Consider the following 12,586-nt stretch of genomic DNA (forward strand, 5'->3'; position numbering starts at 1 on the left):
GTCAGAGCGCGCGTCTGCGACAGGGCGTGAACGAAAGGGGATGTGGAATCCCTTTCACACGGGGTGTGAAGCGAGGGACACCGAGATGAGCGAACCGAACGTCCTGCTGACTGCCCTGATTGCCGAGGCGGGCGTGTCCAACGCCGGGCTCGCATCCCGCGTCAACCAGGTCTTGGGCACTCGCTACGACCACACCGCGGTGGCGCGCTGGATCCGTGACCGTGCCGTGCCTCGGGGCCGTGCGCCCCAGGTCATCTGTGACGTGCTGTCGCACCGCGTCGGCAGACCGCTCACGATGAGCGACATCGGTATGGAGCGCGCCGACTCAGCTCCCCCGCCCGGGGATCTGGAGGCGACCGTCAGCCGCACCACTGCCACGTGGCGGCAGGACGCGAGGGACGAAGGGTTTCTGCAAGGTGCCCGGCCGACCGTCGGCGCAGGCGCCATCCTCCCTCTGTTCGAGTGGGAGAACCCGCCGGGCGATGTCGACGTTTCACGCCGAGGCCAGGTCGCCATCGGGGAACCCGAGGTGCAACGCCTCCAGGTGGCACGCCGACGGTACGAGGAGATGTACCGGCGAGCCGGCGGGATTCCAGTGCGCCCCCGCCTGGCCCGCTTCCTGTCCGAGCAGGTGACCCCGCTGTTGTCCGCGTCCTACACCGATGCCACCGGGCGCCGGCTGCACCGAACGGTCGGCTCGCTCACCGCACTCGCCGGTATCTGCGCCTACGACGCCTCCCGGCAAGCGCTGGCCCAGCGCTACTTCCTGGCCGCGCTGCGCATGGCCAAAGCGAGCGGCGATCGGGCGTTCGGCGCCTATATCGTCGCCCTGCTCTCCAATCAGGCCATGGCCGCAGCGGAATACCGGCTGGTCATCCAGTACTGCGACACTGCGCTGCGCGCGGCGGGCGGCGGGCGGCGACGTCTCGCCGGCGCTCGCCAGCGACCTGGGCACCATGCAGGCGCGCGCCTACGCGCGGATGGGCGATCGCCTCTCGTGCCACACCCATATGACCCGCTCGGAATCGATGGCCGACCGCATCCGCATCGGGGAGGAACCAGCCGAGACCTCCTATGTCCAGCCGGGGCTGGTTCAGACCCAGCACGCTGAGGCGCTACGGCACCTCGGGGACCTCGCTGCGGCCGAGGAATACGCGACAGAGGCCGTTCTCACCGCCGACCACGCCCACCTGCGCGGCCAAGTCCACCGCTACGCCGGGCTCGCCACCATCCGCGCGCAGCGGGGCAGCGTCGACGAAGCGCTAGACCCCGCCAACCACATGCTGGACCGGGTCCGGGGCATGGAATCGGGGCGCCTTCACGACCGTGTGCGCTCTGTCCGCACGGCCCTGCTTTCTCGAAGCAGCGAGTCGGAGGTGCGCGAGTTCGCCGAACGTGCCGATGCGGAACTGGGCCTCGGGCTGTGATCTCCTGGGATCGACGCCGACGATGCTGCAGGGAGCTGCCGAACGCGCTGGACCGTCCATTCCGAGAAACCGCTGTACAGCGATCCCTGGCTGGACATCCGGATAGCCGACGTGGAGATCACCGGCGGTCGGCACCTCCAGCACCGGCTGATCCGGTCGGCTGCCGGTGCGGGCGCCGTCGTCATGGACGACCAGCAGCGCGTACTTCTGGAATGGAGACACCGCTTCATCACCGACACCTGGGCCTATGAGATCCCGATCGGCGGGATCCACGACGGCGAGGACGCCGCGGCGGCAGCTGCCCGCGAAGTCGAAGAGGAGACGGGATGGCGCCCGGGCGAACTGCGGCCGCTGCTCTACGCCCAGCCGAGCCCGGGCATCAGCGACTCCGAGCACCACATCTTCATCACCGACACCGCTGAACACGTCGGTCAGCCGACGGAAGATTGGGAGGCGGAGCGGATCGACTGGGTACCTCTTGCGTCGGTCCCCGAACTGGTGGCCCGCCGCGACATCGTCTCAGGCACTTCGCTGAATGCCTTGCTGTACGCGTTCGCCATACGCCATGCCGCCAACTCGTAGGAGGCCGCGTCTGACGTATCCGTCCACCCCTGCCCGGCCGCAGGGAAGGCATGCGCCGCGACGGGTAGCGCCGACTATCGACGGCGATCGTCCCCAGACCCGTTGGCTCGTTCGGCAATAACCTGGGCGAGATGGCGACGCATATCGGCGTTCTCCAGCGTTTGCAGGACGAGATCAGCCCCCGCATCGACCAAGTCGCGCAGCCCACTCGCTCCGGAGGCGACCGCGATTACCGCTACACCGGCTGCTTTCCCCGCCGCGATGTCATTGGGGGTGTCGCCGATCAGGACGGTCCTGCCGCGGCCGATGAGGGTTCCGTACCGCTCTGCTGCGCGGGTGCGCGCGAACTCGACCAGGTTCGGCCGGTGGGCATCGTCGTCTCCGTAAGCACCGATCCGCAAGTCAAGGTAGTCGTCCAAGCCGAACGCGCTGAGTTTGATCTGCGCGGCAGTTCGCGTATTTCCGGTCAGGACGCTTTGGACTACCGCGGGGTCCTCAGCGACGGCGCGGAGAGCGGACTCGACACCGGGCAGTGCCCGGCCGCGGGAACGCAGTTCCCCTAGACGTGCGCGGTATGCCTCGGCCTGTGCCGTTGCAAAACGGCCAAACAGTTCGTCGTCGCGATCGCTGATTCCATTGAGGCTCAGGGTCTTCTCCAGCAGTACCGGCTCGGTCTCTCCGTGTGCCCTGGCCATACCGGCACTCATCGGGCGTCCGGTCGCCTTCTCGAACGCGTCGCCGAAGACGGCACTGCCGACACCGCGCGTCTCGATCAGTGTGTGGTCGACGTCCCAGAGCACGAGCGAGCGCGTCGGCATGTGCGTCTCCATCGGAATCCAGATCAGTGGGGTGGCCCTTTACCATGTACCCCACGGACAAGGTTCCAGCCAGAGAGGCGATGCCATGTCGTTGGGGAGGGTCTTCGCGCAGCGGTTGCGATGGCACCGCCGCCACCAAGGCAAGTCGCAAGCCGTCGTCGCTGGGCTGGCAGGCATCAACGCCGAATACCTCGGACAGATCGAGCGGGGGCACCGGAACCCTTCACTCGACCTTGTTGAAGCCATCGCGGGCGCGCTCGGCATTCCTGTAACAGATCTAGTGACCGAGACTCCCGAACCTCCTTCCGTGGCCGCCGACGTGCTTTTGGCATCCGAACTGCACCGGTCGCTTCTCCTCAGAGGTTCGGAAGCGCTGTCTCCGCGCGGGAGGATCGCGGACCTGAAAGCAAGGGTCGAAGACGCCTGGGACCTCTGGCAGGGAGCCGCGGATCGCTATAGCCGGCTCGCCGAACTGATACCCGGGCTCATCGGTGATGTGGTAGCGACATGTGACGCACCCGCCTCGAATGATCCTGCTGAGCAGCATGTAGCTGCCGACGCCTATGCGCTTCTGCGGACCGTGGCCCGACGGATCAATCGCCCCGACTTGGCGCTTGTGGCCGCCGATCGTGAACGACGAGCCGCCGACCGCACCGACGATGCCATCCGCCTGGCCAGCGCCGACTGGAATCTGGCGCACGCCCTGCTTGGGCAAGGGGAGCCGCATACAGCTGAAGAAGTCGCCTTGGCTGCCGCTTCGGGACTGGAGCGCTGTACCACCCGCGATGGCATGGCCATGAGCGGAGCGCTCTGGCTTACGGCGGCCGTCGCCGCGGCGCGTCGCCGGGACAAGTTCACTGCGGTGGAACGGATCGAGTCACACGCCGACCCTCGCGCGGCGAAGACCGGAGAAACCAATGTCGGTCGGACGGCGTTCGGCCCCACCAACGTCGCCATGCACGTCTTAAGCATCGAACTGGAGGACGGCCAGGCCGGCAACGCGCTCGCCGTCGCTGACGGGATCGACCCCGCTCCTCTGGCCTCCCGGGAACGCCGAACCACGTTGTTCCTCGACCTCGCGCGTGCCCATGCGCTGCGTTTCGATCCTGGGGCGGCACTGCTGCACCTGCTCCAAGCCGAGCGAAGCAGCGCAGAGGAGTTGCGCTACAACCCGGCCGCTCACGAAACCGTTCGCCGGGTGTTTCAGCGGGCCCGGCCGTCGATGCGCACGCAAGTGAGGGAACTTGCGCAGCGCGTCGGTATCGAACAGCACATTATTACTGGTCAAACAGTTTCCTAGCAGTGAGCTAGGTCCGCCCGAGTTTACTCTTTCCCAGCTCGTTTCGTCTTAGCGTCTTCCTCGCTGAACATGCCCAGAGTCATCGCGAGGAGGCACGTCGTGATCTTCAGGCTTTCCTTAAGAGCTGACGCGAGCGCTGGACTCTGATGGAACAGGGCGAATGCCAGCGGCGCAATGCGTATCGAAAGGCCGTGCAGGCCCACGCCGCCTTGGATGCGCCCGCGCTCTGTCCGCCCGATTTCTTGCGTGACCCGGAGCGGGCCCACCCGTGTTCTCGCTTTCCACCCGCTTGGCGGCCATCGCCCCAGGAGTCTGCTATGCCTTCGCTTCCACCTTCCGACACCAGAACTCTTACAACAACCGGTGATTTCGTCTGGCTGCTGCGCCGCTTCACCGAGGACACCCCAGGCATCGAGCACGTCGTACTGGTCTCCTCCGACGGCGTCTGTCTGGCCGCCTCCACCGAACTCGACCGGGAACGCGCCGACCAACTCAGCGCGATCGTCAGCGGCCTGCAGAGCCTGGCCGAGGGGGTCGGCCGCCACTTCGACCGCGGGACGATCGAGCAGCTCCTGCTGCGCATGGCCCGCGGCCACCTGGTGGTCATGGCCGTTGGCGACGGATCCCGCATCGCCGCCCTCACCGCCGCGGAGACCGACCTTAGAGTGCTCGCTTACCAGATGACCCGGCTGACCGAAAGCGTCGGCCACGCCCTCACCCCGCACCTGCGCGCGCAACTGCAACCCACGGCGCCTACGACTGCAGACAAGGACTGACATGACCGCGCCCCTGCCGCTCGCGCGCCCGGCCGTCGAGCCCTATCGCTACACCCGGCCCGGGCCGCACCGCGCCCGCACCCCCGTCGCGCCCACCGACCGTGTGACCGTTCACGATGGGGCCGCCGCCCGCGGGCTCGATGCGCCGACGCGCGAGGTTCTCGACCTCTGCCGGCCCAGCCCGATCATCGTGGCCGACCTCGCCGCGGCCACCGGCCTGCCGCCGGGTGTGGTGCTGGTCGTGCTCACCGACCTGGAGAACACAGGGGCGGTCACCATCACCGCGGCGCTTGCCTCCTGCGACGACCACGGCGGGGGTGTGCGGTGAGCCGCAAGATCCTCATCGTCGGCGCCGGCCAGTCCGGGCTGCACCTGGCTCACGGGCTGCAGGCCGCCGGATACGACGTCACGGTCATGACGGCCCAGCGCCCCGAGGAGATCCGTTCGGCGCCCCCGAGCATCACCCAGTTCTCCCTGCCGGCGGTGCGCGAGGCCGAACAGCGGCTCGGGTTGGACTTCTACGTCGACCTGGCGCCGCGCATCATGGGCGCGCACCTGGAGCTGTACCCGCCTCAAGCCTCCGGCCCGGTGGTGGTATCCGGCCGGTTCAATGATCACGCGGTCGCGGTCGACGCCCGCCACAAGCAGGCCGACTGGCTCGAATTCCTCCAGGACCAAGGCGGCAACGTCGTCTTCAACGGCTGCACGGTCAGCGATCTGGGCTACTTCCCCCGGATGTATGACCTGGTCGTGGTGGCCACCGGCGGGGCGATGCTGGGCCAACTGTTCCCGGACACCGCCCCCGGGGCCGGGGTCGGTGCCCACGCCCGCGTCGTCACCCAGGTGCTGTGCGAGGGCATCGAGCCCAGCCCTTCGGGCCCGGACTTCGCCGAAGTGATCTCCTCACCGCTGGGGCGCATCCTCATCGCGCCGATCCTCAGCCCTTACGGCCCGGCAGTCTCGGCGTGCGTGATGGATTCCCCCGGCGGTGCGCTGGACGGCTCCCACCTGCGGCCCTCGCGCGGCCGTCCCGACCCTGCAACGGTGACCTCCTGGATCATTGACACCCTGCGCGCCCACTTCCCCGAGGTCTACCCCCGCCTCAAAGCTGCCGAGCCGATCGACGCCCACGCGGCGCTGGTGACCACGGTGCGCCCGCACGTGCGCCACCCGGTGGCTTCCCTGGCCGGGGGCCATGTGCTCGGGCTGGCCGACACCGTCGTGCACACCGACCCCCTCGCGGGCCAGGGGTGGGCGGTCTCCAGCACCAGCGCCACCGCATACCTGGAGCGCATCCGCGACCGCGGCGACCAGGAGTTCACCCCGGAGTGGATGGAGGCCACCTTCGACGCCGCCTGGGAGGCGGGGGTGGGTGCGGCCCACCGGCTCAGCGCCGCCCTGCACTCCATGTGGGACGCGGATGCCCCCGCCCACATGGGCGAAGTCCTAGGATCCGCAGCCCAGCACCGGGCGGTGGCCGACCGGTTCGTTGGCGGACTGGCCGAACCGGGCGACTACGACGCCTGGCTCTACGACCCCGACGCGGCCCGCGCCTACCTCAGCCGCGCCGCCCCGCCCCCATCCTGACCCTGCGCCCCCGCTCCCTCTTCGCCGCTGCCCACGGCATCGTCTGGTCCTCATCCCCTCAGGAGGGTCCTGCCATGTCCGCTCATCCGCCCGCCTCACCCGAGCCCGCCCCCGGTTCCGCGACCGCTTCGGCTGCACCCGACCCGCGGGTGTGGAGCCGCCGCAACATGGCCCGCCTCTACGACCTCCTCGTCATCCACGGCACCTACCGGTGGCTGTGGGGCTGCCCCCAGCAGCGGGTTGCCGCCCTGTACGCCGCAGCGATCCAGGCCGGCGACCGCGTTCTGGAGGTCGGACCGGGCGCCGGCTACTTCCTCGACCGCATCGGCCGGGCCGACCTGGATGTGCATCTGCTCGACATCAACGACGGCCCCCTGCACACCACCGCCACGCGCCTGGCCCGCTACCGTCCCGCCACCCACCTCCACAACGCCGTCCAGCCCTTCCCTCTGGAGGAGAACAGCATCGATGTGGCGGTGCTGTCGATGGTGCTGCACTGCCTGCCCGGATCCTCCATCGCGGAGAAGACGCCGGTGCTCGACCACATCGCCACCGTCGTGCGCCCCGGCGGCGCCTTCATCGGCGCGACTGTCCTCAGCAGCGGTGTGGATACCAGCTCCGTAGGCAGGACCGGATCGCGTTACCTCAATGCGAAGGGCATCTTCCACAACAGCGGCGACTCCCTCACCGACCTGACCCGCGTGCTCCACGAGCGCTTCGCCGATGTGCGGCTGGGCGTGTGCGGGTCGGTGGCGCTGTGGCGGGTGAGCACCCGATGAGTCCGCATCCCGACACCCGCCACGAGCATCCCGCGGTCACGGGCATCGCCTGCCGCCTGCCCGGCGGCGTGACCAGTCCACGCGGGTTCTGGGAGTTGCTGGCAGCGGACCGTGACGCGGTCGCCCCGATCCCCGAGCACCGGTGGAAGCCCATGGTCGCGCTGCTGGCCGAGCAGGACCGGCCCGAGACGCCGTGGCATGGCGGGGTCCTGGACGACATCGACGCCTTCGACCGCGCCTTCTTCGGGATCGCTGCGGAGGAGGCGGCGGCGCTGGACCCGCAGCAGCGCCTTCTACTCGAAGTGGCGGTCGAGGCGCTGGCCGATGCGGGCTCTCCATTGTCGTCGGTGGCGGGCAGCCGCACCGGAGTGTATGTGGGCTGTGCCTCTATCGACCAGCAAAGTCTGGCCTTCGGAGCCGGGCAGCGGCCGGGGATGTTGGAGGCCGGCGGGGCGGGCGCGAGCATGCTGGCCGCCCGCGTCGCCCACCATCTCGATCTGCGGGGCCCGGCCCTGGCCATCGACACCGCCTGCTCCTCCAGCCTGGTCGCCCTCGACTACGCCCGCCGCGACCTGCAGGCCGGGGTGGTGGAGCGGGCGATCGTCGCCGGGACCAACCTCATCCGCAACCCCCGGGTCACCACCGCCTTCCAGCAGGGCGGGGTGCTCTCGCCCACGGGTCACTGCCGCCCCTTCGACGCCGAGGCCGACGGCTACGTCCGCGCCGAGGCCATCGCCGCGATCGTGCTCACCCCAGCCCGGATGCTGCGCCCGGGGATCGACCGGGTCTATGCGCGCCTGGCAGGTTCCCACGTCAACACCGACGGAAAGTCCCCGGGCGGGGTGTTCGCGCCCAGCCACCTCGCCCAAACCGCGCTGCTGCGCGACGCCTACACCGGCGCGGGCATCTCCATGGACGAGGTGGGCTATGTGGAGGCCCACGGCACCGGCACCAAGGCCGGCGACCGCGTGGAGGCCCACGCCTTGGCTTCGGCCTTTGCGCGCGAGGAGAACGCGCCGCTGCCGGTCGGCTCGGTGAAGTCCCAACTCGGCCACACCGAGGGCGCGGCCGGGCTGGTCGGGCTGATCAAAGCCGCCCTGGTGGCCTACCACCGGCGCATCCCACCCACTCTGCACCACACCCGGCTGCGCCCGGCGCTGGCCGAGTCGGCGATCCGGGTACCCACCGCGCCCGAGGCGCTGGACGGCGACGTGGTGGGGGTATCCAGTTTCGGGTTCGGCGGCGTCAACGCCCACGCCATACTCATGCCGGATTCCGTCGCGCCACCGACCACCGAGGAGGAGACCGGTACCGCCGCCGCGGATCGGGGGCCGGTGGTGGTACCGGTCTCGGGCCACACCCCGGCGCTCATGGCCGCCGCCGCTCGCCGCCTCGCCGACACGCTCGGCGACCAGGCGGACCTGGCCGCAGTGGCAGCGCTGGCCGCCGTGGGGCGCGACCACCACCCCCACCGCGCCGCCGTCATCGCCTCCGACACCGGCCGGGCCCGCCGGGCGCTGCGGGCGCTGGCCCAGCACCGCCCCGATCCGGCCCTGATCGGACCGCACCACGCCGACGACCCGCCCCGGCAGGTGGTGTGGGTGCTGCCCGGCCAAGCCGCCCCGGAGGAAGCTCCCGGCGCCGAACTGGCCGCAGCGCTTCCCGGTTTCGCCGAGGCGGCGGCGCAGGTGCAGCAGGCCATGGCCGCCCACCCCGCCCACCAGCCGTGGCAGCCCGGGCAGACACCCGGCGGCCTGGCGCAGATCCAGCAGGCCACGGTCACGCTGCAGATCGCCCTCGGCCGCGCCCTGTGCGGCCTCGGGCTGGAGCCCGATGTGATCGTGGGCCACTCGCTGGGTGAGGTCGCCGCCGCCCACCTCGCCGACGCCTTTTCCCTGAACGACGCGGCGTGGTTGGCGTGTGCGCGCAGCGCCGTCCTTCAGCGCGTCGCCGGGCAAGGCCACCTGCTGGCCGCCGCCCTCGACGCCGACAAGGCCCGCACCCTGCTGCGCGGGGCGGGGCGGGTGTGGGTGGCCGCCGACAACGGCCCCGGCCACACCCTGCTCACCGGGGCGAGCGCCGACCTGGAGAGCTTCCAGAGCGTGCTGGAGGAAGCCGGCATCTGGACCCGCCAGGTGCCCGGCTCCCCGCCCGCCCACAGCCCTCTGCTCGACGCGCACCTGGACGGCCTCGCCGCCGACCTGGCCCGCCTCACGCCCCGCGAGGCGGGGGTGGCGATGGTCTCCACCGCCACCGGAATACCGGTCACCGGAGCCGATCTCGACGCCGCTTACTGGGTCCACCAGGTGCGCCACCCGGTGGACCTGCCCACCGCCCTGCACACCGCCCTGGGTGAAGGCGCGGAACCCGCGCTGGTCGTGGAGGTCGGCACCCGCCCGGTGCTCGCTGGCGCGCTGGAGGCCGTCACCGCCGCCCACCCTGCCCCCGTATCCGTGGCCGCGCCCGGCGAGCGCCACATGGGCGGCGAGCACGCCCGCCTGCTCGCCCTGCTGGGCGCCGCCTACACCCGCGGGCACCCACCCGCCTGGCCGGTGGGCCGATGCCGCCCGGCCGAACTGCCGCCCCTGCTCTGGGACCACACACCGTCTCCGCCCGACCGGGTTCCCGATCTGGCGGAGAGCCTGGCCCACGCCGCACCCGAATGGCGCCTGGACCTGCTCGCCGCCGCGATCCAGGACGCCCTGAGCGACCTGGGCGACCTGTCGTCGCAGACGGGAGGGGACGAGGCGCGCACCGACGTGGCACTGCTGGGCATCAACTCACGCGACTTGGCCGTGGCCGCCCTGCGCCTGCGCCGCATGCACCCGGCCCTGGAAGGCGTCGACCTGCTGGGACTGCTCCTGCGCCGACCCAGCGCAGACCAGATTGCCGGGGCGCTGCTGCCGCTGATCGAACCCGCCTCCGCACCACCACCTGCCTGACCCACCGCCCGACACCGGGGGCTCTGCCCCACTCTTCGCCCCCGGATAGCCCCCGCTGCCGGTGCCCTGAGACGAGTGGCCACGGCCACCGCCGACCCGTTTGTCCGCCATCCGCTGCAACACCAGGAAGAACCGTGACCACCGACCCGCCACCCGGATTCACCACCCACCAGGCCACCCCCGCCCGCATCTACGACGCGCTGTTGGGCGGAAAGGACAACTACGCCGCCGACCGCGAGGCCGCCGACCGCATCAAACAGAAGGAACCCAACGCCGAACTGATCGTCCACAACAACCGCGCGTTCCTGCGTCGGGTAGTCACCTACCTCGTCGCCGAGGCCGGTATCCGCCAGATCATCGACCTGGGTTCAGGGTTGCCTACCCAGGACAACGTCCATCACATCGCCCAGCAGATCGCCCCCGAGACCCGGGTGGTCTACGTCGACAACGACCCCATCGTGCTCGCCCACGACCGCGCCCGCCTGGCCGACAACCCCAACACCACCGTGGTCACCGCCGACCTGCGCGAGAGCGCTGCGGTCCTGGGCGCGACCGAAACCCGCCAGCTCATCGACTTCAGCCAGCCCTGGGCGCTGTTGAGCATCGCCGTCTTCCACTTCATCCCCGACGACCCCGGCAGCATCATCGACGCCTACCGCGCCCACATGCCCCCCGGCTCACACCTGGCGTTGAGCCACCTCTCCCAGGACGCCACCACCCCCGAGACCGCCGCGGAGATCACCCGCATCTACCAGGACGCCACCGCACCCATGGTCCTGCGCACCCGCGAGCAGATCCACGGCATCTTCGCCGGCATGGAACTGGTGGAACCGGGACTGCCGCTGATCATGCAGTGGCGCCCACCCGTCGAGCCGCGATTCCCAGAGCAGGTGTGGCTGTTCGGCGGTGTCGGCCGCATCCCCCAACCTCCCGCCACCACGACCGCGTGATCGGACCCCCACCCCGCGCCCGCGACCCACCACACCCCCGACCCGCGCCGCAACGGGCGCCGCCCCTGCACCAAAGGGGCACCCGATCCTTCTGAGCCCTCCCCGAAGGTGCTCCCACCCCCAACCTCTGCCGCGCGCACCGGCGCGCAGCCCCGACACGGAAATACCAGACATGACCACCCCCTCCACGACAACCACCCCCGAACCCGGCCCGGCAGTACCCTCGCCCGCCCGCGGGTGGCGGCGCCTGCTACCCGATGCCACCCCCGACCACCTGCGGCCCGACCCGCGGCCCATGTCCACCTGGCTCGCCTACACCGCCCTCGTCCTCGCCTACGCCGCGACGTTCGGCTACTCGCTGACCGGCATCGTCATGGCCTACCTCTCCGGCGGGGCAGCGCCGGTCACCCACCCGCCCACGGCCGACACCTTCTGGTCGGCGGCGCTGCCCGGTTGGATCCAGCACGCCGTCCTGCTCGTCGTGATGGCCGTGGTCGTGGGGCTGGTGGCCTGGCGCCGCCGCGTCACCCCCCGCCGACTATTCGCCCCCGCACCGCTGGCGGCCCTCGACCGGGAGCAGAAGAAGCGCTCGCGCCGCCAAGCCGGATCGGTGTTCGCGTGTGCCCTGGCCGGGATGACCACGTGGATGGTGGCCTCCTCCGTCATCGGCCAACTCGTCCCCACCGGGCTGGCCGGCGGATTCGCCATCTCCGACCGCAGCGACGCGCTGTGGATGGTGGCACTGCTCGGACCGACCCAGTTCACCACAGCTCTGATCGAGGAACCGGTCGTGGTGGCGGTACTGGTGGTGCTGCTGGCCGCGGCCAGGCGCCCGGCCGCCGAGGTCTACACCATCGGCGCCCTGCTCAAGATCGCCTATCACGCTTACTACGGGCCCGTCGTGCTGCTGATGATCCCCGAGGCGCTGCTGGTGCTGTGGCTGTATCGGCGCACCGGGCGCCTGTGGCCTGTGATCGCGGCTCACGCGACCTACAACGGCGCCTACTCGGTCCTGGTAATCGCCTGGCCCTCCGTCGCCACCTTCATGGGCTAAAACCCCGCATCCCCCCGGGGGCGCCGGAGATGACCTCTGGCGCCCCGTTCTCCGACTCCACGGAAGCGCCCCATGACCCGCCCACACACCCCGCGGCGACGCCGCGCCGGAGTCCTCCGCCGCCTGCAGCGCGATGCAGAAGCGATCGCCGCCGCCTACGCCGACGGCGCCTCCATCCGCGACCCGGCCGCCGAGCACGCCTGCTCCTACACCACTATGCACACCCTGCTCACTGGAGCCGGAGTCCAGTTGCGCGCCCCCGGCTGCGGCCCCAGCCGCTCCAGCTCAGGCACCCGTCAACCGTCCTGATGTCGCATCCGTTCGAGCCGTACGGGCCACACTCATTCCCTGACCTCCGACCGCATCTAGGG

12 protein-coding genes and 1 pseudogene are annotated in these 12,586 nt (G+C 70.6%); 12 read left to right on the plus strand and 1 reads right to left on the minus strand.

The features are described from left to right. Positions 1-85: 85 nt before the first annotated feature. The 3 genes and pseudogenes from ABD284_RS00995 to ABD284_RS01005 all read left to right on the plus strand — a co-directional run. Positions 86-823, plus strand: a pseudogene (locus ABD284_RS00995) (NsdA family TPR-like regulatory protein); the annotation flags it as partial. 124 nt (positions 824-947) lie between these two features. Next, positions 948-1,427, plus strand: coding sequence for an NsdA family TPR-like regulatory protein (locus ABD284_RS01000; RefSeq protein ID WP_486387778.1), 480 nt, complete (start codon positions 948-950; stop codon positions 1,425-1,427). 102 nt (positions 1,428-1,529) lie between these two features. Further along, positions 1,530-2,009: an NUDIX domain-containing protein gene (locus ABD284_RS01005; protein WP_344140752.1), complete on the plus strand. Its 480-nt coding sequence runs from the start codon at positions 1,530-1,532 to the stop codon at positions 2,007-2,009. Positions 2,010-2,083: 74 nt separating this feature from the next. On the opposite strand, the gene ABD284_RS01010 is transcribed toward ABD284_RS01005, so the two are convergent. Beyond that, positions 2,084-2,827: an HAD family hydrolase gene (locus ABD284_RS01010; RefSeq protein ID WP_344139864.1), complete on the minus strand. Its 744-nt coding sequence runs from the start codon at positions 2,825-2,827 to the stop codon at positions 2,084-2,086. Between ABD284_RS01010 and ABD284_RS01015 the strand changes: the two genes are divergently transcribed. From ABD284_RS01015 to ABD284_RS01055, 9 genes are all read left to right on the plus strand, one after another. Further along, on the plus strand, positions 2,826-4,127 hold the full coding sequence (locus tag ABD284_RS01015) for a helix-turn-helix domain-containing protein (RefSeq protein WP_344139867.1): 1,302 nt from the start codon (positions 2,826-2,828) through the stop codon (positions 4,125-4,127). The genes ABD284_RS01010 and ABD284_RS01015 overlap by 2 nt on opposite strands. A 317-nt stretch (positions 4,128-4,444) precedes the next feature. Further along, complete coding sequence (locus tag ABD284_RS01020) at positions 4,445-4,903, plus strand: roadblock/LC7 domain-containing protein (RefSeq protein ID WP_344139870.1); 459 nt, start codon at positions 4,445-4,447, stop codon at positions 4,901-4,903. Position 4,904: 1 nt separating this feature from the next. Next, positions 4,905-5,231 (plus strand): DUF742 domain-containing protein, encoded by a 327-nt coding sequence (locus tag ABD284_RS01025; RefSeq protein WP_344139873.1) that lies wholly within the window; start codon positions 4,905-4,907, stop codon positions 5,229-5,231. Further along, on the plus strand, positions 5,228-6,490 hold the full coding sequence (locus tag ABD284_RS01030; RefSeq protein WP_344139876.1) for a styrene monooxygenase/indole monooxygenase family protein: 1,263 nt from the start codon (positions 5,228-5,230) through the stop codon (positions 6,488-6,490). Before ABD284_RS01025 ends, ABD284_RS01030 begins: the two co-directional genes overlap by 4 nt. A gap of 74 nt (positions 6,491-6,564) precedes the next feature. After that, complete coding sequence (locus tag ABD284_RS01035) at positions 6,565-7,269, plus strand: class I SAM-dependent methyltransferase (protein WP_344139879.1); 705 nt, start codon at positions 6,565-6,567, stop codon at positions 7,267-7,269. After that, positions 7,266-10,211, plus strand: a complete 2,946-nt coding sequence (locus ABD284_RS01040; protein WP_344139882.1) for a type I polyketide synthase — start codon at positions 7,266-7,268, stop codon at positions 10,209-10,211. The genes ABD284_RS01035 and ABD284_RS01040 overlap by 4 nt, the downstream gene beginning before the upstream one ends. 134 nt (positions 10,212-10,345) lie before the next feature. After that, complete coding sequence (locus ABD284_RS01045) at positions 10,346-11,161, plus strand: SAM-dependent methyltransferase (protein ID WP_344139885.1); 816 nt, start codon at positions 10,346-10,348, stop codon at positions 11,159-11,161. Between the two features lie 172 nt (positions 11,162-11,333). After that, positions 11,334-12,215 (plus strand): CPBP family intramembrane glutamic endopeptidase, encoded by an 882-nt coding sequence (locus ABD284_RS01050; protein WP_344139888.1) that lies wholly within the window; start codon positions 11,334-11,336, stop codon positions 12,213-12,215. A 72-nt stretch (positions 12,216-12,287) separates the two neighbouring features. Next, positions 12,288-12,524 carry a helix-turn-helix domain-containing protein gene (locus tag ABD284_RS01055; RefSeq protein ID WP_344139891.1) on the plus strand — a complete coding sequence of 79 codons (237 nt, stop codon included), beginning with the start codon at positions 12,288-12,290 and terminating at the stop codon, positions 12,522-12,524. Positions 12,525-12,586 lie beyond the last annotated feature (62 nt).

The organism is Streptomonospora arabica (assembly GCF_039531585.1).
GTDB lineage: Bacteria > Actinomycetota > Actinomycetes > Streptosporangiales > Streptosporangiaceae > Streptomonospora > Streptomonospora halophila.